Genomic DNA, 25,241 nt, shown 5'->3' on the forward strand with positions numbered 1-25,241 from the left:
GTCGCCGGGCAGATCCACGGGGGCGTTGATGCGGGGCGACAGCGACAAGGTGCTGCTGGATGTGCTGGCCGGCTCGGCCGGCACCGCGCCCGACCAGGGGATCGTCCATGTGCACGGCGGCGGCGGCGAGCGGACCGTCACCCATCGCGCGCTGCTCGCCGACGCGCTGTGCGTCGCGGGAGGGTTCCTCGACGCGGGTCTCGCGCCGGGCAGCCCTGTGGTGCTGCCGGCGGAGCGGAGCGAGGAGTTCCTGCCGCTGTTCTGGGGCGCTGTCGCCGCAGGGCTCGTACCGGTGCCACTCGCCCCGGACGTACGGCGGGTGCTGCCCGTCCGGGACTTCCTCGGGCAGCCCCCGGTGGCCCTCGGCCCGTCCACCGCGCCGCTGCTCGACGCCCTGCCCGACTCCGTACGCCCCCTGACGCTCGACGAGCTGCGGAACCATCCCGCTCCGCACCGGCTGCCGGAGCGGGCGCCGGACGACGTGGCGTTCCTGCAGTTCTCCTCGGGCAGTACGGGAGCGCCCAAGGGGGTCGAACTGACGCACGCGGCCGTACTGGCCAATCTGGCGCAGATCCGGGCCGCCGCCGGCATCACCTCCGAGGACGTGCTGGCCACCTGGATGCCGTACTTCCACGACATGGGCCTCATCGGCACACACCTCGTCCCGCTGTCGGCCGGGATCAAGCAGGTCCGGCTCGAACCCCTGACCTTCGCCAAGCGGCCCGAGCGGTGGCTGGAGGCGGCGGCCCGGCACGGGGCGACCCTGCTCTCGGCCGCCAACTTCGCCCTGGCCCTCGTCGAACGACGCGTACCGGAGGACACCCTCGCCCGTCTCGACCTCACGCGTGTACGGATGATCCTGGTCGGCGCGGAACCGATCTCACCGGCCGTGTGGCGCGCCTTCGTCCGGCGCATGCGGCCCACGGGGCTCGCGGCGGACGCGCCACAGCCGGTGTACGGCCTCGCCGAGGCGACGCTGGCCGTCACCTTCCCGCCCCCCGGCGAGGTGGCGCGACCGCTCGTCCTGGACCGCGCGGCGCTCAGCCGCGGGCTGGCCGTGGACACCGCGCCCGGGCCGGACGCGGTCGAGCTGATGGACGTGGGAAGCCCCGTGCCCGGGTGCACGGTACGCATCACGGACGACGGAGGCGAGGCGGTCGAGAACCGACGCGTCGGCCACATCGAGGTCGGCGGGCCGCAGGTGGCCCGTGGCTACCACCGCGCTCCGGAGGCGACGGCGGGCGCCTTCGTCGACGGGTGGCTGCGCACCGGCGACATGGGTTTCCTGCGCGAGGGGCGGCTCTGCGTGACGGGCCGGTCCAAGGACGTCGTCTTCGTCGACGGGCGTACGTTCCACGCGGCGGATCTCGAAGAGGTGGCCGTGGGCACTCCCGGTCTCGGGCGGTGCCCGGTCGCGGTCGTGGGCTCCACCGATCCCGCGGGCGGCGGTGAGCGCGTGGTCGTCTTCCTCGCCCCCGCGCCGCCTCTCGCCGCCCTGTCCCCCACGGTCCTGCGCGAGGTCGGGGCTCGGGTCCGCGAGGCCCTGGGGCACGACGACGTACGGGTGTTGGCGATGCCCGTACGGGGGTTCCCACGGACGACCAGCGGAAAGGTCCGGCGCGGGGCGCTGCGCGAACGCTTCGAGGGCGGGGAGTATCCGGAGATCGCGGAGCGGGGTGCCACCGGGGTGGTGGGGGGCGGATCCGAAGCCGCCGGGGCCGCGGTCCCGGCGGGAAGGACCGGAACGCCCCCCGCGGAGAGGCAGGAGGACCTCACCGCGCGAGACGGTATCGCGCCGTCGCGCGCGCCCCGCTCCCGACGGGACGTCGAGACCGTCGTGCGCCGCGTCTGGACACTGGCCCTCGGGCGGCCGGTGGAGGAGATCGGTCTCCATGACGACTTCCGTGCGCTCGGGGGCTCGTCGCTCAAGGCCATGGAGGTACTCGCCGCCCTCGAGGACGAGTTCGGCGTGGCGCTGCGTCCCTCCGACATACGCGACCACGCCACGGTGGCCGCCCTCGCCGGGCTGATCCTCACCTCGGAGCGCCCCGACAGCCAGGATTCGGACGGGTGCCCGGCGCAGGGCGCACGGGCGGACGGACGCCGCTCGCCCGCTCACACCGCACCCGGGCCGGGACAGGCCCACGGCGCCGCCGGGCCCGTCGTCGCCGTGACCGGCCTCGCCTGCCGCTTCCCCGGTGCCGACACCCCGGAGGCGTTCTGGGACCGGCTCGTCGACGGCTACGACGCCGTCAGCGGCGTACCGGACGGTCGGTGGCCGGATCCGTCGGACGGCAACGGTCGGTCGGGCGCGTTCCTCGATGAGCCCGCCGGATTCGACGCGGGGTTCTTCGGCATCGGGGAGGACGAGGCCCTGGCCACCGATCCCCAGGCGCGGATCCTTCTGGAGCTTGCGCACGAGGCCCTGGAGCGAGCGGGTCATGCGGGCGCGCGACGGCACGGCCGCCGGGTGGGCGTGTTCGTCGCGGCCGGGGACAGCGGCTACCGGAAGGTGCTCGAACAGGCCACCGGCGGCGGGGAGTTGCCCGCCGCGGCGCTGACCGGGAACCTGCCCAACATGCTCGCCGCCCGCGTCGCGCACTGTCTGGACCTGACCGGCCCCGCGCTCGCGGTCGACACCGCGTGCTCCTCGGCGCTGGTCGCGCTGCACCTGGCGCGCCGCAGCCTCCAGGCCGGTGAGTGCGACGTGGCGGTCGTCGGCGGCGTGCACCTCAATCTGACGCCGACGGCGTACGCGCTGCTCGAGAAGGCGCAGGCGCTGTCCCCGACCGGCCGGTGTCACGCGTTCGGTGCGGCGGCCGACGGTTTCGTGCCCGGGGAGGGCGGCGCCGCCCTCGTCCTGACCCGGCTCGACGAGGCGGAGCGGGCCGGTGACCCGGTCCTCGCGGTCCTCCGCGGCACCGCCGTGAACAACGACGGCCGCTCGCTGAGCCTGATGGCCCCCAATCCCCTGACGCAGCGTGAGGTCATCACGCAGGCGTACCGCGACGCGGGCGTCGACCCCGAGAGCGTGTCGTACGTGGAGGCGCACGGCACGGGTACGCCGATCGGCGATCCCGTCGAGGTGCGCTCGCTCGCGCACGCTTTTCCGCCGCGCGCCGACGGGCGTCTCCGGCTGCTCGGCTCCGTCAAGACCAATGTCGGTCATCTGCTCAATGCCGCCGGCATGCCGAGCCTGGTGAAGGTGGTCCTCGCACTGGGTCATCGGCGCCTGGCCCCGTCCCCGCTCCAGGGGGCGCCTGCGCCCGCGCTCGACCTGGCCGGTGCCGGTTTCGCCCTGGTGGAGGAGGTGCGGGACTGGGAGGAACCGGGCCCGCTCGTCGCGGGAGTCAACGCGTTCGGTTTCGGCGGCACCAACGCCCATGCCGTACTGGAGGAGGCCCCCGCCCGGCCCGAGGAGAATCGGACGCCGTCGGGTGGCCCTCGGCTGCTCACCCTGTCGGCACATGGGCGGGACGCACTGCGCGCCGCCGCTGCCGGTCTCGCGGACCATCTTCGTGACCACCCCGGCCTCGACGAGGGCGATGTCTGCGCCGCGGTCGCCGCGGCGCGGGACGAGGGGCCCGACCGTCTCGCCGTCGTCGCCGAGGGAGATCTCGCCGCACGACTAGATGCCCGCCTCGATGGTCGTGTCGATGGCCGTCGCACCGCTCCTCTCGATACCCGTCTCGCCGCCCCTCTCGACGCCCGTCGCGATTCCTCCGGTGACGATCCGGGCGGCGAGGCCGTCCGCTCCCGGGCGCGGCTGGTCCTGCTGCTGCCCGGGCAGGGCGTACGCCCTCACGGTCAGGCCCGCGCCCTGTACGCGGACGCGCCCGTCTTCCGGGAAGCGCTCGACGAGGCGTCCGACCACGTCGGCGTGATCGGCGGACGCGGCCTCGCCGCCTGGTGCCTCGACCCCGACGTGTCACCCGACTCGCTCGCCCGAACCGACATCGCCCAGCCGCTCCTCGTCGCCTACGGGGTCGCCCTCGCCCGCCAGGTGCGGGCCTGGGGTATCACGCCGGACGCGGTCGCCGGGCACAGCGTCGGCGAGATCGCCGCCGCGTGCGTCGCCGGGACGCTCTCGCTCGCCGACGCCGTACGGTTCGCGGCCGAACGCGGTCGGCTGATGGCGGAGTTGTGCGCACCTGGCGCCATGGCGGCGGTCCGCTGCGACGAGGAGACGGCCGCCGCCCTGGTGGCCGACGCGCGGGGCGCGCTGAGCGTGGCCGCGGTCAACGGTCCCGACCAGGTCGTCCTGGCCGGCACCGAGGCGGCCGTCGAGCACGCGGTCGCCGGGCTGTCGGCCCGTGGCGTCGCGGCACGGCGGCTCGCGGTGTCCCGGGCCTTCCACTCGCCCCTGATGGATCCGGCCCTCCCACCGCTCGCCGAAGCCGCCGGGGCGATCACGCTCCGGCCATCGACGACACCTCTGATCAGTACGGTCACCGCGTCGTGGCAGCCCGTCCTCGGTTCGGCCTATCTGCGAGTCCATGCCCGGCAGCCGGTCCGCTTCGGCGCGGCCGTGGAGCGCCTGCTCGGCGACGGTTACGACACGTTCGTCGAGCTCGGCGCCGACTCCCTCAGCGGTCCCGTACGTTCCGTCGCCGCGGCGCACCCTCGCGGAGCCGGAGCGCTCGTGCTCGCCGCCGGGAACCGGGGCGGCGCGCGGGGACTGCTCGAGACCGTGGGCCGGCTCTGGCAGCGGGGCGTACCTCTGGACCGTACGGCCATGGATGCCGGCCGCGCCCGGATCTCCGTACCGACGTACCCCTTCCAGCGGCGTCGCCACTGGCCGGCCGCCGCTACCCAACCCCGGCCGCTGCTGCACCGGTTCGGCTGGGGAGATGCCCCGCTGACCGTCGGCTCCGGGCCGCGTACCGTCCTCCTGTCCGGACCGGACTCGCCGCTCGCCCGCGCGTTCGCCGACCGGCTCACGGGGCGGGGTGTCACGGTCCGGCGGCCCGGGGACGCGCTCTCCGACGGCGCGCCGGCCCCTACGGCAGCCGTGCTGCTCGCGGGTCCCGCGGTGGAGCCGGAATCCGCCGCCGCGCTCGACGCGGCGCACCGCGCCATGGTGAGCGAGCTCCAGGATCTGCTGCCGCACCTCGCGCACCACCGCCCGCGCGTGCTCGTCGTCACCGAGGACGTCCATGTCACCGGCGCCGGACCGGAACGTCCTCGCCCGACGCAAGCGGTGCTGACGGGCATGGCGTTGGCGCTGCCCGAGGAGTTGCCGGGCGTCGCTGCTCACAGCGTCGACCTTTCCTCCATGGACGGGATCGACGCGCGCCTCGACGCGCTCGACCTCGAACTCGCTGCCCGTCCGGCGCAGTCGGGCGAGGAAACCGTCCAGGCCGCCATCGCCTGGCGGGACGGGCGACGCCTCGGCCGGACCGCCGCGCCGGTCGCCACGGACGCGGCCGCTCAGTCGCCGGAGGCAGCGCTGCCGGCGGACGGCGTGTATCTGATCACCGGAGGCGCCGGTGGGGTCGGTGGCGCACTGGCCCGTGATCTGGCGGCACGGGGTCGACCGACCCTGGTGCTGACCGGCCGCTCGGTCGAGCCGCCGTCCGGGCTGCTGGCCGAACTCAGGGCGCTCGGCGCCACCGTGGCGTACCGCGCTGCCGATGTCTCCCGTGAGGCCGACGTCGACGCGCTGCTGGCCGGTCTGCCGCGTCTCGACGTCCTGGTCCACGCGGCCGGGGTGGTCCGGCCCGGCACTCTGCGGGCGAAGGCGCCGGATGAGGTGGCCGAGGTCCTGGCCGCCAAGACGCGCGGCACGGCGCTGCTCGCGCGCGGCCTCCGCAAGCACGACCTGCGCCCCTCCCTGTGCGTGGCCTTTTCCTCGGTCGCCTCGGTGCTGCCGGGCCTGGCGGGGGCGATCGGCGACTACGCCGCCGCCAACGCCTACCTCGACGCCTTCGCCGCCGCGGAGTGCGCGGCCGGCCGGCCCTGGCAGTCGGTCAACTTCGCGGCGTTCGCCGATACGGGATTGTCTGCCGGAGCGGGACTCGGTGCGGGTTCCGCCGCGGGTGCGGGCGGTGCCGGTGCTGGTGCTGGTGTCGGTCCTGGTGCGGGTGTCGGTGCTGGTGCGGGTGCTGGTGCTGGTGTCGGTCCTGGTCCTGGCGCGGGAGGTGGTTCGGGTGCCGGGTTCGATGCCGGTACGGAACTCCCCGCCGCCACCGAGCCGATGGCCGACGCCGGGCTCCAGGCCCCGCCGCGCCCCCTCGCGACGGCCACGCCCGCCCCGTACGCAGGGCGCGGGCCCGCGCCGCTGGCGACCGGTGCGGCGCTGGAAGCCCTGCGGTGGGCCTGCGGCACCGATGCCGCCCAGCTGATGGTCGCCGACCTGGCCTCGACCCCCTCACGCCGTGTCCCGACCGGCGCCGACAGCGTCGTATCCGCGTACCGGAACACCACCCGGCCGCCCGCACCCACCACCTCTCGCCCCCCGCTGGCCGGAACGGATCGCGGCTCCAGCCTGTCGGACGTCCTGCGGCAGCTGCTGTCCGAGGCACTCCTCGTGTCTGCGGACGACCTGGGTGACGACGTACCGCTGCTCGGCCTGGGCCTGGACTCGCTCATGGCCGTCGATCTCGTGAAGCGGCTGGAGAAGGAGCTCGCTCGCTCCCTGCCCATCACCTTGTTCTTCGAGCACCGGACTCTGGGGGAACTCGCCCGCCATCTCGGCTCCGAGGACCTCTCCCCCGCCCAGGACTCCGCAGCACGACCGGCGGTGAAGGCGGCGGCGGCCGAGGTCGGCGTCCCCTTCTCCCTGACGCCGGTGCAGCTCGCCTTCCACACCCAGGGCGGGCTGTACCCGGATGTCGCCGCCTACGGATACGTGACGCAGGACGTCCGCGGCCCCCTCGACGCCGGCCTTCTCGGCGTCGCGCTCGCGCGGCTCGCCGACCGCCACCCGATGCTGCGCATACGGATCCACCCCGGGCAGCCGGCGCCCACGCAAGTGGCCGTGGAGCCCGTCGGCGACGACCGGGCACCTGACTGGTACGAGGTCCGTGACCTGCCCGGCATCCGCTCCGTCGAGGACGAGCTGGCGGACCTCGAAGAGGCCTTGCGCAACCGCCCGTTCGACCTCGCCACCGAGGCTCCCGTCCGCGCCGTCCTCGCCCGCACGGCGGACGCCGAAGCCGCCCGTGTCGTACTCGTCGTACATCATGCAGCCGCCGACGGGTTCAGCCTGAACATCCTCGGCGAGGAGCTCTGGACCCTCTACACGGCACTGTCGCGAGGTCGCTCCCCGGAACTCCCGCCGCTCACCACGCACTTCGCCGCGTACACCGCGTGCGAAGCGGCGGAACGGTCGGAGGCCGCCCTCGCCGAGGACCGGGCGTACTGGCGTGAGGTGCTCGCCCACAGGGGCGAACCGCTCGCGCTCCCGTACGACGGGGATCCGCTCGCTCTCCCCGAACCCCCGCTCCTCGCCCACCAGGTGGCCCCAGGGACCGACCTGACGGCCGGGCTTCGGGAGGTGGCCGCCGCACACGAGGTGTCTCTGTTCCACCTCCTGCTCGCGGCCTACGCGCGCTGCCTGTCGCGGTGGGGCGGCGGACGGGAGGACGTGTCCGTCAACGTGGCGCGAGCCCGCCGCGAGACCAGGCTGCCCGGTGTCGAGCGGCTGGTCGGGCCGCTGGCCGACACCCTGCCGATCCCTGTCCACGTCGGCCCCGACGACTCGGCGCTCACGCTCGCGGCACGGCTGCGCGACGCGTGGCCCGAGGCAGAGCGCCACGGCCGGCTCACAAGTCAGGACCTCGCCCGGCTGCTGCCCGCGGACGGGGCCGGACCGCGTACGGCAGGGCCCGCGTCGTTCAGCTTCGCGCGGTTCCCGGTCTCCCTCGACCCCGACTGCCCGGTCGAGGTCCGCCCGACGTCAGCCGGAACCGCCTCCGCCGCCACCCGGCTCAGCCTGCTGTGCTGGGAGTCCGACGGGGCACTGTCCTTCTCCTGGAACTTCCCGGCTCGGCTCTTCGGCCGGGCCACGATCGCCCGGCTGGCCGAGGAGCACCTGGCCGAACTCGTCACGGCGGTGGCCGCCGAGGCAGCCACCGCCGTGTCCGTCCCCGCCGGGCGGGCACCCGTCCCTGCCCGGCGGGCACCCGTCCCTGCTTCGCGCATGCCCGCCCCCGGCGCCGCCCATGCCCCGGCCCTCACACATGAGTCGTCGGACATCGTCGCCCGCGTTCTCGCGCAGTTCGGCGCGACACCGGACGCGGTGGCCGTCGACACAGGCGACGGCGGCGGCGTCACGTACGCCGAACTGGACCGGGCGTCCGGTGCGCTCGCCGCCCGTCTGCGCGCCCACGGCGTCGCCCCGGGTGACCTGGTGGGCCTCTTGACCGAACCGGGCGCCGACGCCGTGGCGGGCGTGGTCGGCATCCTGCGGGCCGGTGCGGGCTGGATTCCGTTGGACGCCGCCCATCCCCCCGCCCGTCTGGCGGACCAGCTGGAGCGGTCCCGTACCCGCGTGCTGGTCTGCCATGCGGCGACTCGCTCGACAGCGGCAGAGCTCGCCTCCGACTCCGGGCTCACCCTCGTCGCGGCCGACGGACCTTCCTCCGAGCCCGAGCCGTGGTCTCCTCGGTCCGACCATACGGACGTTCCGGCCCCGGACCCCGACTCCGTCGCGTACGTGATCTTCACCTCCGGCTCCACCGGGCGCCCCAAGGCGGTCCCGATCACCCGTCGTTCGATGAGCAACTATCTCGACTGGGCGCTGGCGACCTTCGGGTACGGCAAGGGTGACCGGCTCGCTCAGACGGCGTCGCTCTGCTTCGACGCGTCGGTACGCCAACTCCTCGCGCCGCTGATGGTCGGGGCCACGGTGGTCACCCTCCCGCGGCAGCTGCTCCGGGACCCCGAGACTCTCCTCGACCGGGTCGAGCAGGCCCGGATATCGGTGTGGAGTTCGGTGCCGAGCCTGTGGTCGCGCCTTCTGGAGGCCGCCGAGACACGCGTACGGGACGGCGCGCCGGCGCCGGACCTGTCGGCCCTGCGCTGGATCCACGTCGGCGGCGAGGCGCTTCCGCCCGCCCATGTGCGCCGCTGGTACGACCTGTTCGGGCCCGGGCACCGGATAGCCAACCTTTACGGGCCCACCGAGGCCACCATCAACGCCACGTTCCACATCATCGACTCGCGCCCCGCCGACGACGTTCGGGCGCTGCCCATCGGCACGCCCCTCACCGGCACGGAGGTCGACGTGGTGACGGCGGACGGTCGGCGGTGCGCACCGGGTGAGCCCGGCGAGCTGCTCATCGGGGGTGTCGGTCTCACACCCGGCTATCTGCACCAACCGGAGCTGACCGAAGCGGCGTTCACGGAACGCGACGGTCGCCGCTGGTACCGCAGCGGGGACCGGGTCCGGCGGGACGAGGACGGCGTCCTCGACTTCCTCGGGCGGCTCGACGACCAGGTGAAGATCCGCGGGCACCGGGTGGAGTTGGGCGAGATCGAGTCGGTGCTGCTGACGCATCCGGCGGTGGCGCGTGCCGCCGTGGTGCACAGGGACGAACGGCTGAGCGCCTTCGTCCAGTGCAGGCCGGGCGTCGCGACGCCCGATTCCACCGCTCTGCGCGCCCATCTGGCGCTCACGCTGCCGGAGTACATGCTCCCGGCCCGGATCCACCTGGTCGACGATCTGCCACTCACGGGGACCGGGAAGATCGACCGCGGCCGACTGACGGCACAAGCACCGGCGACGGTGACGGTGCCCGTGCCGGTGTCTCCGTCCGTCGATGCCATGGCCGAACGGACGCTCCCTGCGACGCCGACCGAGGTCCTGCTGGCCCGTGTCTGGTCCGAGCTCCTCGACGGTGAGGACGTCCGGCGCGAGGACGACTTCTTCGCCCTGGGAGGCGACTCCCTGCTCGTCCTCCAGGTGTTCGCGCGGCTGCGGGAGGAGGTCCCGGCGCTGCCCAGGCCCACGGCCGTGTACACCCATCGCACACTGGCCGCGCTCGCCGCCGCGATCGACAGCGCGGCCGACGACATCCACGCCGGACCCAGCGGCACGGCGGTCGGCCGATCGGCTGACGGGCCGACTGAGCGGCCGGCCGACCGATCGACTGTCCGGCCGACTGACCGGCCTACGGATGGGCCGACGGTCGGGCCGATCGGCGGGGACGACGTACACGCTCACGGTCCTTCGCCGTTCCCGCTCGCCCCCTCCCAGCGCGGGTTCCTCCTCGCGGAGGCCATGGCGCCCGGGTCCCACACGGCATGGCTCGCGTGTCTGCGGGTCGACGGCCCTCTGCGACCCGAGCTGTTCCAGCGGGCTGTGGACGCCTGCGTCGTACGCCACCCGATGCTGCGGACCGTGTTCCCCGCCGGTGCACGTCCGCCGATCCAGCAGGAACTGCCGCCCACGCTGCGGCTCCCGGTCGACTTCGAGACCCTCGCCGAACCCGGCCTCCTCGCCGCACGGCTCGCCGAGGAACGGGAGCGCCGTTTCGAGTCCTGGGCGTGGCCGCTGCTGCGTCTTCGCCTGCTCACGCTCGGGCCCGACGAGCACGCGCTCGTCGTCCATGCCCACCACCTCATCGGCGACGGCTACAGCGTGGCGCTGCTCGGCCGAGAACTGCTCGCCGGCTACGACCGTCTGGTACGGGGCGAGTCCGCCGAACTTCCGCCGCTGCGGGGCACCTTCCGGGACCACGTGGCCCTGCAAGCACACGTGACATCCTCCGGCGCCCCGGTCAGGGCCCGCATCGACGCGCCCTATCGACGCCCGGTTCTCGGGGTCCACGGCGGGAGCGGGACGCCCGACAGGGGCCGCGGAGCACACCCGTACCATTCGGCCGGATTCACCCTGGACGCGAACCAGGTCGCGGCCCTGCGCCGGATCGCCACGTCGGCGAGTTCGACACTCTTCGCCCCGGTCCTCACCGCGTACTACCGGACGCTGGCCGCCGCGACGGGGCAGCAGGATCTGATCCTCGGCCTTGCCGTCTCCGGCCGCGACGACGGCCAGCCGGACGCCCACCTGGTGTTCGGCCCGTACGCCGCCGCCGTACCGGTGCGGCCGGGTCCGCTGTCGGGGGAGGGGGCGAACCGTACGTTCGGCGAGGACCTGCGTGCGGTCGTGGCCGAGGTCGAGTCGTCCCGTACGCAGGGAGTTCACGTGCCCCCGAGGGGCGGCGGGCTGCCGGCGACCGCCCAGTTCTTCTTCACCTTCCTGGACTTCTCGGCCCTCGGTCCGCTGAGCGGCGACACGTTGGGGGTGCGGTGGGACGACTCCGACGCCGTCCTCGCGCCGCCTCCGGTGGGGACGGACACGTTCCTGGCGGTGCGGCCGGTCGGAGAGGGGGAGTTGAGGGTGACGCTGCGCGCGTCCACCGCCGCGTTCCCGGACGAGTCGGCGTTCGCATCGTTCACCGGCGCGCTACGGAAGGAGCTGACCGAGGCTGCGCACACTGCGGCACGCCCGCGCGTGACGACGACGGCCCACCGCGGTCCGCAGCCGGCGACGAAAGTCCTGGACTCCGCGCTCATCGGATACCTTCCGCCGCCGAGTCAGCTCACGGCACTCGCGTCGCAGGGCTCACGCGGCGCGCTCGGGCCGCTAGGAGCGCTCAGCCCGCTCGGCTCGCTCGGCCCGCTCGGCGGATCGGGGGCCGAGGCGGCGGCGCGTGAACACGTACGTCGGCTGCTCTTCCCGGACGGACGTCCGCGACTCGTGGAGGAGGTCGACACGCCGCTTGGCCGGTCCGGTTTCGTCTGCCTTCCGCTGTTCGCCGACGAGCTGGCGTCGACGTCCGACCTCGCGGCGCGCACTGCCCGGGCGGTCGAGTACGCGTCGACCCTGGGCGCGCGCTGTGTCTCGCTCGCGGGCATGATCCCGTCTCTCACCGCGTACGGCTTCGAGGTCCTGCGCGGGACGGACACCCCGACGGCTCTCACGACGGGGCATGCGGCGACCGCGGTGTCCGTGGTCAAGACCGTGCACGCCGCGCTCGCCCGTACGGGCCGTGAGCTCGCCGACCTCGTCGTGGCCGTCGCCGGCCTGGGCTCCATCGGCGGCTCGTCCCTCGAACTGCTCCTGACCCTCGCCCCCGAGCCGCCCGCCCGGCTGCTCCTGTGCGACGTTGCGGGGAGCGCGCCACGCCTGCGGAAGCTGGCGGAGGACCTGGAGACGCGCGGCCTGGCCCGGAACGTCGAGGTCCACGAGTCAGGTCCGACGCTACCGGCCGCGGTGTACGAGGCCGACCTCCTGGTCACTGCCGTGAGCGGGGGCGGCGCGGTGCTCGACGTGCCGAGGCTCGGGCCCGGTGCGATCGTCGTCGACGACTCGTTCCCGCACTGCTTCGACACCGCGGCGGCCCTGGCCCGCATGCGGGAGCGGCGCGACGTCCTGATCGTCGGCGGCGGCCTGCTGTCCGTCGGCCCGGTGGAACGCCGGACGGCTCCGGGGCTCCCCCAGGCGGCAGCGGAGGGGTACGCGGCGCGGACATGGCTTCCCGGCACGATCGCCTCATGCCGTCTGGAGTCCCTGCTCCACGCGATCGACCCCGAACTCCCCCTGGTCCACGGTCTGGTGGACGCCAAGCTCGCGCTGGCGCACTGGCGAGGCATGGAAGCAGCCGGCATCGAGGCGGGCCCCCTGCATCTACTCGGCCACGCCGTGGCCACTCAGGACGGCGACCTCGACAACTTCCCGCCTCCGGGGACCCCCTCGGTCATCTGCCGAAAGGAGAGCCTCTGAGAAGTGCGTACTTCGGTTGACGCCTGGCGTGCTGGAACGGACGTGGTATGCCAGGCCGGCGAAAAGCAGATGCCCGGGCACGAGCCGTGCAGGCCGGATGCCCATGTGCGCCTTGTCGTCCGGTTTCTACTGACCGCCGTTCCGCGCCGAAGCACCCCATGCCTGAGGGGGAGATAAAGTCATGACCGAACGCGACGTCATCCTCAACGAGCTCGCGCAGGGACTGCGCCCGATGACAGAGGGCGTCGAATGGTTCGACGCACTCGGCTCCGAGGAGCAGTCCACGGTCTTGCTGTTCCTGCGCCACCACTGTGTCCAGGCGCGCGCCGTCACCGAAGACGGACCTGAGGCCATCCGCCGGGCCGGGCTTCGTCCGACACACACGCCTGCAGTGCTGATCACACGCGGCCGGATCGATCACCAGTTGGGGAAGATCGCCTCGCTCACCCCTCTCGACGAACGCCGCAAGGCGTTCCGGCTACTGGTCGCGGTGCTCGCGATCGCCGACGAACGACGACGCGAACGCTTCTGCTCCGACGGGTGCGGCCACTGGTGGCACGGGTTGACCGCCGCCGACTGATTCCGTCGGCCGCCGACCGTCGCGGCCTCCTCTGGGTGTGGGTGATCCGGAGGTTGAAGGAACGTCTCTGCGCTCGGCGTCATCAGAGAGGGCAACGGCTCGCGTTCCAGAACCCGCCTCCTCCGAGGGCATCGGATACGGGTACTGAGCTTGCCGTTTCCGGCCCGTGGGCGGCGGGTCGGCGGACCTGGGTTTCGGTGCCGCGAAGACGCTGGCCAGGGTGCTCAGGCGGAACCCGGTGCACCGGGCGATGTCGAACAGCTCGGCCAGGGGCCACATGAAGGCAAGTCGAGTCGGGCAGCTCCTCAGTCCTCGGGGTCGCGCAGGCCGACGCAGTCGTAGGCCCAAAAGACGTCTGAGTAGACGAAGGTGCCCGTCATCCACGGCTCGTGGGCGGACAACCGGGCGACCTGAAAAGCGGCTTCAGGGATACGCAGCGACGGCGAACGGAAGCCCACCGCGCTGGCACCCTCGAAGCCGCGCGTGCCGTAGTAGTGCGGCGAACCCTCCAGGAACACCAACGGCACGCCCTGGCTGTCGGCCGCCTCGAGGGCGTGGGCGATGAGCCGCGACCCGATGCCCTGACGCTGGAACTCCGGGACCACGCCCAGCGGTGACAGCGACAGGACGTCCACGATCCGGCGCGGAGCGTCCAACCGCGTCGCGCTCAGCAGGACATGCCCGACGACCCGGTCATCGACGACAGCGACAAAGGACATCGGCGGCAATGCAGCCTCCGCAACGCGAAGTGCCTCCACGAGCCCGGGAACCCGATCGCTGTCACCGAAGGCGCGCGTGTGAACCTCGCGCACATCTCGGTGATCGTCAGCGGTCTCTTGCCGGATCACCAGCCCGGCACCACCGGGAGCGATCCGGGAGCCTTCAGGCGCATCGTGTGACGTCATGGCCGCGAGGGTAGATCGCGGGGCGGCTCATGCGCGAGGCAATTGCGCACCGGGGCGTCACGCCGAGGGCGCCCGGACCGGCGGCCCTCAGGCCATGCCGCCCGCCCGTCTCAGGCCACGGACGCTCGCTTTGGATCGACGGGGTCGATCGCCTGCTCATCGAAACGGGCTTCAAGTGCCTCGAGTCCCATCTCCCGACGGAAATCCTTCTCCGCTTCGGTGATCGGCAACAGCCACAGGATGCGGGCATGGGCTCCGCCTTCCCAGGCGCAGACCTCGAAGTCGGGTCCGAAGGGATACGGCAGGCTCACCAGATAGTGGTCGCAGTCGGAGTCATCGATCCACGGTCGGCCGATGGGGACGGTGTGTCCGACGTCGAGTCGCTGGTGCACCGGTCCGCAGTGGTAGTACGCGTTGACAGTGACGCTCTCCAGGTTGATCCATTCGTCGCGCGGCGCCGCGAGAAAGAACTCCGTGCCATGGCCGTCGAACTGACTCGCCTCCCAACAGCCCGACGTCACATACAGCCACCAGTCGCCTGGATACGCGGGATGAATCCGGAACACCCGGAATCCGGGCACGCGATCCTCGATGGGCCCATCCACACCTTGGACCTCATCGATGACGCGACCCGGGAGTGTCCGACGGAGGTGATCGAGAAGAGCAGCGCGTGCGGCATTGTCCGGCATCCGATCATGATGCCCGAGGCCGCCGCAGCCCATCAGCTGGGGTCAGCGCCTTCCTGATCACAGGGCCTTCGCACGGTGCCCTCGATGGTCGACGACGGGTCCTCGGGATCGCCGACCCATGCCGCCGGGCAGCGGAACGGTCAGGCTGCGCGGCAGAGTGCCGACGGGACGGGCGCGGCCGTGGTGCGGGCTACCGTCGCGGGGGCGGGGGCGGGGGTCGCGGACTGCGAGCGGTTGCGGGCGAAGACGACGAGGCGCAGGATCGCGAACCGCGCGACACCGGCGAGCGCGGAGGCGGACAGGTAGACGACCTGTTCCAGCACCGCACCGGGCGCCGCGACCAACAGCTGAAGGACCAGCATCGCCACGCAGGTCATCGCGTAACCGGCCGCCGCAGATCCGGCCGACTGGACATGCTGGCGCCAGGTCGCCCGCCCGCCCGCGCCGAAGGTGAAGCGGGCGTGCAGCTCGGTGGCGAGGAGCGTGGAGACCACGGTGATCAGGGCGTTGGCCAGGACCCAGGGGATCCAGGAGGCGAGCGCCGTCACCGCGAAGCTGGAGGCCAGCCCCACCCCGCCGCCGCAGACCACGAAGCGCGCGAAGGCGGCGAAGGCGCCTGGTGCCGCGTGCCGCCGGCTCTGCACTGTCTCCATGGTCCGACCCCTTTTGATGGCTACCCCGCGAAACGCGCACTCCCCTCGGCCTGCGAGGCCGGGGCGCGCTCTCCATGATGCCATCATGGCGCATTGATGGCGCCATTGCGAGCCATATTTGGCGCCGGGTGGCTCTTCTGGTTTCGACTTCGGAATGACATTGCAGGTCAGATGCCATATCGTTCCGGCGCCAGTGCGACCAAATCAGGCGCCGTGATGGGATGTGGACTGCTCATCGATGCCAGCAAGGGGAAGCAATGGCAGACGTTCACGGAGGCCCGGGGGTGGCAGCGGGTCCGCTACCGACGCGAGCCCTCACCCTCGAGGCCGGGCGAGCCCGGCAACTCCTCGCGGCCGGCGAGTGGCGCCTCTCGCCGGCGGACGCCGAGGCCGCGGACCGCGTCCTCGCCCGCCTCACCGCCCCGCTCCCGACCCGGCAAGGCGAAGCGGCGCGGACTCGGGCGACGGACCGGGACCGGAGACTGCAACGCATCTTCCGGACGGCCGTCCACCATCTCGACGCAGGCGCGGTCAGCCCGCCCCTCGCCGCCCTGCTGGCCGCGGTCGCCCGCGCCCTGACGGCCTGGCAGGCGTCTCCGAACCCATCGCCCGCGGCGGCGGCTCCGAGGTACGGAATCGCGCCAGGGACGGCGCAGGGCGCGGCGCCACCGACCGAGGCGGGCGAAGCTCTGCTGCCTGACCTGGCCTCGCTGTTCACCACCCTCGCCGCGACCGGCGCGCCCGGAGGTGTCCCGGTCACACCGTCGGCAGAGCCCTGGCAGGTCCGGTACGAGGGCGGATTCCGCCGCTACGGCAGACCCGCGCCGGGGGTGTGGACGGCTGAGACCGTCGCCTGCCCAGGGTGCGGACGCAAGGACGGCCCGTGGACCGTGACCTGCGACTGGCGTCGGGTCACGCTGGGCTGCCCGTGCGGGGTGGCGAGTGACGGGCACGGGCTCTCGCTCTCCGAGACCTGGCTCGTACTGCCGGAGGTCTGACGGGGCATCCGTGCCGGTTCATGTCGCGCGAGGCGGTCGGTCCGGACAGCGCGGCGTCCGACCCATCCAGACCGCCGGCCGCACCCGATCCCTCAGGGCGAGCCCGGCGTCCGGCGTCAGCGTCGCACCAGTTCGTCCGCCAGGAGGTCCATCAGCAGGCCGTCGTGCCAGGTGCCGTCCGCACCCCGCTCGTACCGGCGCATCACGCCGACCTCGCGGAAACCGACCTTCCCGTAGCAGCGGATCGCCGCCGCGTTGTCTGCGGCGGGATCGATCACGAGCCGGTGGTAGCCGTGATCGTCGACGAGGTGCGCGGCCAGGGCGCGCACGGCGTCGGTGCCCAGGCCGATGCCGTGCACCGAAGGGTCGAGGAAGAGGTCGATGCCGGCGTGCCGGTAGTCGGGCTCGTCCTCGGAGTACCACTGGATCATCCCGACGATCCTGCCCTCGTGACGGATCGTCAGGCAGCGGACATCGGGGTCGTCCAGGTCGGCGGCGACCTCCGCCGCCAGGTCCTCCTCGCCGCGCCATCGCTCCCGTACCTCCGGTGTGGCCCGGATGGCCGCGAGGGCCGGGACGTCCTCGGCGACAGCGGTGCGGAGGACGACGGAGGCGCCGTACAGCTCGGTCATGTCCCGGACTCTACGCCCCGACACCCGGCGTCTCCCTCCCTGCCTGCACCTCGCCCCGCGCGGGGTCCGGAACCGCGCCGTGCTCCTGCTCAGGTCGGACGGCCCGGGCCGGAAATCATCATCAGGGATCAGTCGGAGAGCGCCGGGCGGCACCATGCTGGCGTTCATGGCAGACGAACTCGGCGCACTCGCGCAGTGCACCGCGGACCGGCTCACCGCACAGCACGTCGGCGTGGTGGTGGCCGCTGTCGCCGGCGACGACGTCACGATCAGGGGTGCGGGCCGCACGGCCACGGACCACGGCGGTACTCCGGGCCCGGACACGCTGTTCGAGATCGGCTCGGTGACCAAGACCTTCACCGCGCTCGCCCTGGCGCGGATGGTGACGACAGGAACCGTGCGGCTCGACGACCCGCTGTCCGAGCTCCTGCCCCACGGCACGACGGTGCCGACGCGGAACGACGAGACGATCACCCTGCGGCATCTGGCCACCCACACCTCGGGGCTGCCCCGTCTGCCCAAGGGCATGCTGCTCAAGGCGCTGTTGCGTCCCGGCACACCGGATCCGTACGCCGACTGCACAGCCGACGTCCTGCTGTCCGGCCTGGCCCGCACCCGCCTCGGCGCCACCCCGGGCCGGCGGTTCCGATACTCGAACCTCGGAGCGGGCCTCCTCGGCCTGGCTCTCGCCCATAGGTCCGGTACGGATTACGAGCGGCTGATCACGGACCTGATCTGCGCCCCGCTCGGCATGACGGACACGACGGTGACGGTGGACGGCTCCCGTACGGCGAGAGCGGCGCAGGGACACGATCACCGCCGACGGCCCCGTCCGCCCTGGCACCTGGCCGACCTGGCCGGGGCGGGGGCGCTGCGCTCGACGGCGGCCGACCTGGTCACGTACCTCAGGGCCCAGTGGGACGAGGCGCCCGCCGCACTCGCGGAGGCGGTCCGTCTCACCCGGGAGGTCGAGCACCGCCGGAGCCCCTTCGCCTGGGTGCACCTCGGTTGGATGGCGCACCGGCTCCACCCCCGCCAGGGCGGCCACGTCCAGATCTGGCACAACGGCGGTACTGGCGGCTTCAGTTCCTTCGCGGGCTTCGACCCCGAGAAGGGCGTCGCCGTGGCCGTCCTGAGCAACACCCGGCGTACGGTGGACAAACCGGCGTTCGAACTCCTGCGTACGTTGCAGGCATCGCACTCCTGAGATCATCTCCCCGCCTGAGACCCGCACTGCCAGCCCCCGCGCGACGGTCTGCCTTCCGAGCTCGGGCCCTCGCGCACCTGGGCCTCACGCGAAGCGCTTGTCGTAGATCCAGTTCCAGCGCGCCACCAGGACGAGTGCCCACACCAGCGACCCCGGCGCCCACCGTCCGGCGAAGGCGGCGAGGAGCAGCGGCGCCGCGACCATGGGCAGCCCGACCGCCACGATCCACCGGGTGCCCCGCCCCGACAGCGCGCCGGCCAGCGCCCCGACACCCAGGAACACGGCGATGGCGCCGCACATCAGCCAGCGCATCCCATGCGGCAGCCGCCCCTCCGCGTGCTCCACCGCCGCGCCGAGCGCGGCGGCCAGGGAGGCGAGGGCTCCCGTCGTCACGCAGTGCAGGGGCAGCGAGAACCGGGGTGGCAGCACTCCGGATCCGAGGAGAGGCACCCCGCTCGACCGGCGTACCGCCAGCGACCACAGCGCCAGCAGCAGCGCGAACGACCCCACCGCCAGGGTGCACAGCTTCGCGTTCCACTCGGCCTCGGAGGCCGCGTCCACACTCTGCGCGATGCCTTCACCGAGCACGATCAGGGTGAACAGGCCGAGCCGCTCGTCCAGGTGCCGCGGATCGAAACGGGCGGCCCGGGGAAGCGCGCCGGTCGCCTCGCGGCTCCGGTGGTGCTCTCCCTGATCCTTCTGGAGCTGCTCCATGACCCGGTTCCTCGACAGGGCGAACGTGAAGCCCAGATCGATGAGGAGCCCGCCCGCCCACAGCCAGTACCGGTCGGGCGCCTCGGCCCACAGCGAGACGATCCATGGCACGACGCCGGCCGAGAGCTGCGCCATCGGCCAGTCCGCCGGTACCTCGCCCCGCGCCTGCCACACCCGCGAGGCGAGCAGGCGGACGAGGACATAGGCCAGGGCGAAGGCGTCCGCGTGCTCCGAGCGGATCTCCGGCACGGCCGCGGCCATGACCGCGAGCCCGAACATCCCGGTGAGCACGGTGCGGGTGTGCACCTTGTCCGCCGCCACGTTCCCGTACGTCGTGAAGCACATCCACGCCGTCCAGAACGCCAGGTAGAGCACGCCGTACAGGGCGAGGTCGGCGTAGCCGGGGGTGCCGTGCAGCAGGTGCGCCAACTGGGCGACGCCGGCGACGGCGATCAGGTCGAAGAACAACTCCAACCACGAGGCGTGCCGTTCGGACTCGCCGGTGGAGTCCGGGGGTCGGGCGGACGCTGCGGCAGGCTGAACGGTCATGACGGTGAGTATCGGACGAATCACCCGCGAGTCCCGGGCGGTGCGCCGCTCGCCGCGCCGTTGTGGCCTAATGACAGGACCCGGGCGCGGCCGTCTCGGCTCACGGGGTCGCGGCCCGACGGACCAGGAGCGATGAGGGATCGATGACGCTGAACGAGGGACGCCGGGTGCGGCTGGTGGCCGAACTGAGGCTGACCGGCTCGTTGGCCGTGGCCGAGGATCCCCACGTCCGCGCGGACGCCTCCGCCGACGGGGACTCCTCGGAGAGCGGAGGCGCCGTCACCGGTTCCCTGTCCCTGGGGGCCGGGATCGAGGGCATCGTCGAGCGGGTCTACTCGTACGAGAACGATCAGAGTCACGAGGTCCGCGAGTACATCCGGCTCACGTCGCTCCTCGACGACTTCGGCCACCAGATGCCCGTGGGGAGCCGAGGCCGACTCGAGGAGCAGGTCGCCTCGTTGGAGCCCGCATGGCAGGCGTACCAACGGCAGAAGGACCGCGTGACGGTCCGTGTGCGCCTCGACAGCGGCTTCGTCCTCGATGACGTACCCGAGGAACTCTTCACCGCCCTCTGACCACCATTCCGGGAGTGTCTCGGCGGTTACGGACGGGGCGACAGCTGACGGCGGGTCGGGGTGGTGGTCCGCCGACTCCGCGTCGCCCGAACGGTGGCGATCTTGTGGTGGAACGTCCCCGCCGCCCGCATCCTGAACACGTCGCACAGGTCCATGGAGGTGTCTCCTCTCCCGGGCGGGGCACACGAAGGAGACGCCCGACCGGAGAGGGAGTCATGAGCGGGGAATCGAATCCGGCCACCGTGCCCGGCTCCACCGGCACCGTGACCACCGCCGTGCCGGCCCGCCTGGACCGCCTGCCGTGGTCACGCTGGCACTGGATGATCGTGATCGGTCTCGGCACCGTCTGGATCCTGGACGGACTCGAGGTCACGATCGTCGGAAACATCGCCGGCCGCCTCGCCGAGGAGGGCAGCGGTCTGGACATCACGGCCGCCCAGGTCACCGGAACCGCCGCCGCCCTCTACGTGGCGGGCGCGTGTTCCGGAGCCCTGTTCTTCGGCTGGCTGACCGACCGTTACGGCCGCAAGAAGCTCTTCATGGTCACGCTCGCGGTCTACCTCGCGGCGACCGCGCTCACCGCGCTGTCGTTCGAGTCCTGGTGGTTCTTCCTCTGCCGCTTCTTCACGGGCTTCGGCATCGGGGGCGAGTACGCGGCCATCAACTCCGCGATCGACGAGCTGATCCCGTCCACGTACCGCGGCCGGGTCGATCTGATCATCAACGGCAGCTACTGGCTCGGAGCCATCGGCGGCGCCCTGCTCTCCATCGTGATGCTGGACACCGACATCTTCGCGATCGACATGGGCTGGCGGCTCAGCTTCGCCCTCGGAGTGGTCCTCGGGCTGGTGATCCTGCTGGTCCGGCGGAACGTGCCGGAGAGTCCACGCTGGCAGTTCATCCACGGCCGTGGCGAGGCCGCCGAGAAACTGGTGTCCTCGGTCGAGCGGGACATCGAGCGCGAGCACGGCCGACCGCTGCCTCCACCGCAGTCCGAGATCACCATCCACGAGCGCCGCAGCATCGGATTCGGGCTGATCGCGAGGACGGTCTTCACCCGCTATCCGCGCCGTGCCGTGCTCGGCCTGTCGCTCTTCGTCGGCCAGGCGTTCCTCTACAACGCCATCACCTTCGGCTTCGGCACGATCCTCACCACGTTCTTCGACGTGCCGACGGGCCACACGGGCTACTACTTCGCCGTCATCGCCGCCGGAAACTTCCTGGGCCCCCTGTTCCTGGGCAAGCTGTTCGACACGGTCGGTCGCCGCGTCATGATCTCGTCCACGTACATCCTGTCGGGTGTGCTGCTGTTCGGTACGGCATGGCTCTTCGGCAGCGGTGTGCTCACCGCCTCCACGCTCACCGCCTGCTGGTGCGTGGTGCTGTTCTTCGCGTCGGCCGGCGCGTCGAGCGCGTACCTGACCGTCTCGGAGGTCTTCCCGATGGAGACCCGGGCGATGGCCATCGCGTTCTTCTACGCCATCGGTACGGCCGCCGGCGGCATCAGCGGCCCCTTGATCTTCGCCAGTCTCACCGAGTCGGGGGTCCCGTCCGAGACGGTCCTGGCCTTCCAGATCGGCGCGGGCCTGATGTGCGCGGCCGGCCTCGTGGCCGCGTTCCTCGCCGTGAAGGCGGAACGCCGGTCCCTGGAGGACATCGCGGAGCCGCTGTCGGTGGCGCACGGCACGGATTCCACGAAGCCGACGCGTGGCACGACGGGCTCGACGGGCAACGGCACGCAGGGGCCTCCCTCGGGCGACGCCCCCACCTTGTAGTGGCCTCGGCGCCCGCCTGGCCAGGACAGCGTGCGGCCGAGCGGGAATACTTGAGCGTGCGGGGGACCAGAGGCGAACCGAGGCGGTCGTCATGAGTCACCCCGCGGATGACCAGCGCATACTTGCCGAGATCGAGCAGGACCTCAGCCGCGACGATCCGGCGCTCGTGGCCTTGGTGGACGCGCTCAACCAGCAGTTCCCCAAGCAACCGACGACGCCGCCCGGCGAGGTCCACGCCTCGCGGCGACATCGCGCGCGTGTCGTGGCAGCGGTCGTCCTGGCCGTCATCGCCATCCTGGGGCTGATCCTGATCGCCGTCCTGAGCGCCCCGTCCACACCCCCCGACCTGAACGACGGACTCCCCTCGACCTGGTGACCGGTCGCACATCGGGTACGACGGTCGCAGTGAAGCGACCGCAGAACGGCGGGGAGGAGCGTGCGGCATCGCCGGGCGGTACGGCTCGACGGCCGCGTCCCGAGCGGAACTCCTGCTGAACGGGGCCCAGTCGAGCCCGGTCGCTTCGCGTAAGCGGGACCACGGCGGCTGACGACCGGTTGATGCCGCGTCGGCCTCCGCCGACGTGCGTCGGTCGAGGAGCAGCCCCGTTGTGTTCTCGCGGCCCTCCACGAGGCCGCTGTCTCCGGGCCCCGCACGGCCGTCGCCCCCTGCCGAGCGCGTCACCGGCTTCCCGCCGCCCAGCCGGCCTCCTCCGCCGGCCATGCCCGGGCCACGACGTCGTCGGGGCCGCACGCAAGCCCTCCTCCGCCCTGACCGCCGCCGCCCCAGGTCGGCGCAGACCTCGCGCACACCCCCTCCGGGTTCGGCCAAGAGCGTCGCGGCCCTCGCTTCAGCCCGCCCGAACTGGTCTGCTCGTCATGCCCGTTCGGCCCGCGCGATGCCCAGAGGAGCGAGTTCGGGCTCCCCCCGCGACGCCTTTCCGTGCGTCGCCGACGGCTCGTCGCCAGACGGCCGGTTCCTGGTATGGACCTGACAAGGCGTTCCCGTTAGCGTGGCGTCCTGAAGCGTTCTGAGAGCGCTCTCATGCGTTCGACTCCCCCACGCCTGGAGGCTTCGTGAAACGCACCATCAGACCCCTGCCCGCCGCCTTCGCGGCCCTGCTGATCACCGTCGGCCTCGGCGCCGCCCATGCCGTACCGGCGCAGGCCGCTCCCCCGCCCGTGCCGCCCTCCGCATCCGCCGGGCTCCTGGACGCCATGCGGCGGGATCTCGGCCTGACGGCCGAGCAGGCCGAGGAACGACTGCGGGCCGAGAAGGCCGCGACGGGCGTCGAGGAGGACGCTCGCCGGGCCGCGGGCCCCGACTACGGCGGTTCGTGGTTCGACCCGGCGGCCGGGCGGCTCGTCGTCGCGCTCACCGACCGGTCCGAAGAGGCCGAGGTACGCGCGTCGGGCGCCGAGACTCGGCTGGTCCGGCACAGTGCCGCCGCTCTGGACCGGGCCAAGTCCCGGCTGGACGCGCTCGCCGCCCCGGCGGGCGTCGCCGGCTGGCACGTCGACCCACGGGCCAACAGCGTCGTCGTCACCGTCGTACGGTCCGAGCGTTCCGCACCCGCCGTACGCTCCTTCGTCGAGCGGGCCCGCGCGACCGCTCCCGTCACCGTCGCCGAGGCGGCCCAGGCGCCACGCACGTACGCCGCCGGAACCGTCGGCGGCGACCCGTACTACACCGGTAACGTCCGCTGCTCCATCGGCTTCTCCGTGCACGGCGGATTCGTGACGGCCGGTCACTGCGGGCGGGCCGGGGCCGCGGTGCGCGGCTGGGACGGCTCCGCGATGGGTACGTTCCAGGGCTCGTCGTTCCCCGGCGACGACTACGCCTACGTGAGCATCCACAGCGGCTGGTGGACCGTGCCCGTCGTCCTCGGCTGGGGTACCGTCCCTGATCGGCTCGTCCGCGGCTCCGCGGTGGCGCCGGTGGGCGCGTCGATCTGCCGCTCGGGCTCCACGACGCGGTGGCACTGCGGCACCGTCCTCGCGACGAACGAGACGGTCAACTACAGCCAGGGCGCCGTCCACCAGATGACCAAGACCAGCGTCTGCGCCGAGGGCGGCGACTCGGGTGGCGCGTTCATCAGCGGGGACCAGGCGCAGGGCGTCACGTCCGGCGGTTGGGGCAACTGCTCGTCCGGCGGCGAGACGTGGTTCCAGCCGGTCAACGAGATCCTCGGCCGGTACGGCCTGACCCTGCACACCGCCTGACAGGCCGTCGACAAGCCTCAGGGCCTCTGGGCCTCCCTGGAGCGGACGCCGTTCCAGGGAGGCCCGTGGGCGACCACGGCCGGGCTGCGGTCGGCGGTCGGCGGTGCCAGGCCTCGGGTATCAGGCGTCACTCCGGCTCACGCACCGCCTCCACCGCCTCCCGGACGTCCGCGTGCGCGTCGTCCGCCAGCGCGTCCAGCAGCTCACCGACCCCCGGGGTGGACCAACCGGCGACCGCCCACACCAGGTCCTCCCGCACCCCTGGGTCGGGGTGGGCGGCGAGGGGGGTCAGCCGGTCGAGCGGGCCCCGGCGGCGCATGCCGAGCCAGTGCAGTGCCTCCCGCAGCACCGCCGGGTCTCCCGGGTCCCCGGCCGCCGCGACCCTGGCGAGCAGCACCCGGACCGGTGGCGGCGGGCCGTCCAGCGGGTGCGGCAGCCGCTCTCGCAGGCGCCGTGCCCCGTGCCCTCCGCGCACCCGGCAGCCGAAGCAGGTGCAGGGGCGCGTGCCGTGCGCGTCCGGTCGGTACCGCCAGCCCGCCACCTGTGGCGCGGTGCGTATCCGGTGCACCTCGCGCGGCCGGATCGCCCGGGGTACGAACACTTCCCACCCACGCGGATCGTCCAGTGCGGCGATCCGTTTCACCGCCTGGGCAGCGGGAACGGTGAATTGGGTGTGCCGCGCCCGGTCCGCGTAGTGCCCGACGAGTACGTCCTCGCCGTCGTCCAGCCGTACGTGGACGGCCACGAGCCCGCCCCTGCTGCCGAACCGGGCCAGTTCACGCAGCCACTGGTGGGTGAGGGTGTACGACGGCAGCACCGGGAAGCAGTAGACGCCGCGCGCGTCGCCCTGTCCGTGGCTCACCGCCCGGATCCCGGACCGCCTGATACGCGGCGCGTTCGCCGCCGACGTCACATGCACGAACATCGCCATGCCCCGGCATGTTAGGCGACCGCTCCCAGACCCACGTCGGCAGCCGATCGGCAGCAGTGACGGGCACCCCGCAGCTTCCGGGC

Annotated in this window: 14 protein-coding genes; 8 read left to right on the forward strand and 6 right to left on the reverse strand. The window is 72.8% G+C overall.

Features of this window, described 5'->3' with window-relative positions:
• The first annotated feature begins 28 nt into the window (after positions 1-28).
• Both ACZ3OF_RS32890 and ACZ3OF_RS32895 read left to right on the forward strand, forming a co-directional pair.
• Entirely contained in the window at positions 29-12,730 is a 12,702-nt protein-coding gene (locus ACZ3OF_RS32890; RefSeq protein WP_467308471.1) for an amino acid adenylation domain-containing protein, read from the forward strand.
• Positions 12,731-12,911: 181 nt separating this feature from the next.
• Entirely contained in the window at positions 12,912-13,310 is a 399-nt protein-coding gene (locus tag ACZ3OF_RS32895) for a DUF5958 family protein (RefSeq protein WP_361679160.1), read from the forward strand.
• 305 nt (positions 13,311-13,615) lie between these two features.
• Here ACZ3OF_RS32895 and ACZ3OF_RS32900 read toward each other — a convergent pair whose 3' ends face one another.
• The 3 genes from ACZ3OF_RS32900 to ACZ3OF_RS32910 all read right to left on the reverse strand — a co-directional run bounded on the left by ACZ3OF_RS32900 (position 13,616) and on the right by ACZ3OF_RS32910 (position 15,557).
• Positions 13,616-14,215: a GNAT family N-acetyltransferase gene (locus ACZ3OF_RS32900; protein ID WP_467308473.1), complete on the reverse strand. Its 600-nt coding sequence runs from the start codon at positions 14,213-14,215 to the stop codon at positions 13,616-13,618.
• 110 nt (positions 14,216-14,325) lie between these two features.
• Positions 14,326-14,904 (reverse strand): suppressor of fused domain protein, encoded by a 579-nt coding sequence (locus tag ACZ3OF_RS32905; protein WP_361679157.1) that lies wholly within the window; start codon positions 14,902-14,904, stop codon positions 14,326-14,328.
• Between the two features lie 140 nt (positions 14,905-15,044).
• Positions 15,045-15,557, reverse strand: coding sequence for a GtrA domain-containing protein (locus ACZ3OF_RS32910; RefSeq protein WP_361679154.1), 513 nt, complete (start codon positions 15,555-15,557; stop codon positions 15,045-15,047).
• A 257-nt stretch (positions 15,558-15,814) separates the two neighbouring features.
• On the opposite strand from ACZ3OF_RS32910, the gene ACZ3OF_RS32915 reads away from it, so the two are divergent.
• Positions 15,815-16,555, forward strand: a complete 741-nt coding sequence (locus tag ACZ3OF_RS32915; RefSeq protein ID WP_361679151.1) for a hypothetical protein — start codon at positions 15,815-15,817, stop codon at positions 16,553-16,555.
• A 116-nt stretch (positions 16,556-16,671) separates the two neighbouring features.
• Here the strand turns inward: ACZ3OF_RS32915 and ACZ3OF_RS32920 are convergent, their stop codons facing one another.
• Complete coding sequence (locus ACZ3OF_RS32920) at positions 16,672-17,187, reverse strand: GNAT family N-acetyltransferase (protein ID WP_361679148.1); 516 nt, start codon at positions 17,185-17,187, stop codon at positions 16,672-16,674.
• A 166-nt stretch (positions 17,188-17,353) separates the two neighbouring features.
• On the opposite strand from ACZ3OF_RS32920, the gene ACZ3OF_RS32925 reads away from it, so the two are divergent.
• Positions 17,354-18,394, forward strand: a complete 1,041-nt coding sequence (locus ACZ3OF_RS32925; RefSeq protein WP_467308477.1) for a serine hydrolase domain-containing protein — start codon at positions 17,354-17,356, stop codon at positions 18,392-18,394.
• A gap of 84 nt (positions 18,395-18,478) precedes the next feature.
• On the opposite strand, the gene ACZ3OF_RS32930 is transcribed toward ACZ3OF_RS32925, so the two are convergent.
• Positions 18,479-19,657 (reverse strand): low temperature requirement protein A, encoded by a 1,179-nt coding sequence (locus ACZ3OF_RS32930; protein WP_361679142.1) that lies wholly within the window; start codon positions 19,655-19,657, stop codon positions 18,479-18,481.
• Positions 19,658-19,800: 143 nt separating this feature from the next.
• Between ACZ3OF_RS32930 and ACZ3OF_RS32935 the strand changes: the two genes are divergently transcribed.
• The 4 genes from ACZ3OF_RS32935 (at position 19,801) to ACZ3OF_RS32950 (ending at position 24,227) form a co-directional block, all read left to right on the forward strand.
• Positions 19,801-20,232, forward strand: a complete 432-nt coding sequence (locus tag ACZ3OF_RS32935) for a hypothetical protein (RefSeq protein WP_361679139.1) — start codon at positions 19,801-19,803, stop codon at positions 20,230-20,232.
• Positions 20,233-20,447: 215 nt separating this feature from the next.
• Positions 20,448-22,007 carry an MFS transporter gene (locus tag ACZ3OF_RS32940; RefSeq protein ID WP_361679136.1) on the forward strand — a complete coding sequence of 520 codons (1,560 nt, stop codon included), beginning with the start codon at positions 20,448-20,450 and terminating at the stop codon, positions 22,005-22,007.
• A 91-nt stretch (positions 22,008-22,098) separates the two neighbouring features.
• Positions 22,099-22,383 carry a DUF3040 domain-containing protein gene (locus tag ACZ3OF_RS32945; protein WP_361679134.1) on the forward strand — a complete coding sequence of 95 codons (285 nt, stop codon included), beginning with the start codon at positions 22,099-22,101 and terminating at the stop codon, positions 22,381-22,383.
• Positions 22,384-23,081: 698 nt separating this feature from the next.
• Complete coding sequence (locus ACZ3OF_RS32950; protein WP_361679131.1) at positions 23,082-24,227, forward strand: S1 family peptidase; 1,146 nt, start codon at positions 23,082-23,084, stop codon at positions 24,225-24,227.
• Between the two features lie 127 nt (positions 24,228-24,354).
• Here ACZ3OF_RS32950 and ACZ3OF_RS32955 read toward each other — a convergent pair whose 3' ends face one another.
• The gene (locus tag ACZ3OF_RS32955; protein WP_467308481.1) at positions 24,355-25,158 is read right to left on the reverse strand and encodes a HEAT repeat domain-containing protein; all 804 of its coding nucleotides are present in this window, start codon (positions 25,156-25,158) and stop codon (positions 24,355-24,357) included.
• Positions 25,159-25,241 lie beyond the last annotated feature (83 nt).

The organism is Streptomyces sp. NPDC022552 (genome assembly GCF_055561875.1).

What these genes read in the sequence shown, in the direction of transcription:
- ACZ3OF_RS32890 (WP_467308471.1), top strand. Translation starts at nt 29, where the DNA reads ATGCGGGGCGACAGCGACAAGGTGCTGCTGGATGTGCTGGCCGGCTCG.
- ACZ3OF_RS32895 (WP_361679160.1), top strand. Translation starts at nt 12,912, where the DNA reads ATGACCGAACGCGACGTCATCCTCAACGAGCTCGCGCAGGGACTGCGC.
- ACZ3OF_RS32900 (WP_467308473.1), bottom strand. Translation starts at nt 14,215, where the DNA reads ATGACGTCACACGATGCGCCTGAAGGCTCCCGGATCGCTCCCGGTGGT.
- ACZ3OF_RS32905 (WP_361679157.1), bottom strand. Translation starts at nt 14,904, where the DNA reads ATGCCGGACAATGCCGCACGCGCTGCTCTTCTCGATCACCTCCGTCGG.
- ACZ3OF_RS32910 (WP_361679154.1), bottom strand. Translation starts at nt 15,557, where the DNA reads ATGGAGACAGTGCAGAGCCGGCGGCACGCGGCACCAGGCGCCTTCGCC.
- ACZ3OF_RS32915 (WP_361679151.1), top strand. Translation starts at nt 15,815, where the DNA reads ATGGCAGACGTTCACGGAGGCCCGGGGGTGGCAGCGGGTCCGCTACCG.
- ACZ3OF_RS32920 (WP_361679148.1), bottom strand. Translation starts at nt 17,187, where the DNA reads ATGACCGAGCTGTACGGCGCCTCCGTCGTCCTCCGCACCGCTGTCGCC.
- ACZ3OF_RS32925 (WP_467308477.1), top strand. Translation starts at nt 17,354, where the DNA reads ATGGCAGACGAACTCGGCGCACTCGCGCAGTGCACCGCGGACCGGCTC.
- ACZ3OF_RS32930 (WP_361679142.1), bottom strand. Translation starts at nt 19,657, where the DNA reads ATGACCGTTCAGCCTGCCGCAGCGTCCGCCCGACCCCCGGACTCCACC.
- ACZ3OF_RS32935 (WP_361679139.1), top strand. Translation starts at nt 19,801, where the DNA reads ATGACGCTGAACGAGGGACGCCGGGTGCGGCTGGTGGCCGAACTGAGG.
- ACZ3OF_RS32940 (WP_361679136.1), top strand. Translation starts at nt 20,448, where the DNA reads ATGAGCGGGGAATCGAATCCGGCCACCGTGCCCGGCTCCACCGGCACC.
- ACZ3OF_RS32945 (WP_361679134.1), top strand. Translation starts at nt 22,099, where the DNA reads ATGAGTCACCCCGCGGATGACCAGCGCATACTTGCCGAGATCGAGCAG.
- ACZ3OF_RS32955 (WP_467308481.1), bottom strand. Translation starts at nt 25,158, where the DNA reads ATGGCGATGTTCGTGCATGTGACGTCGGCGGCGAACGCGCCGCGTATC.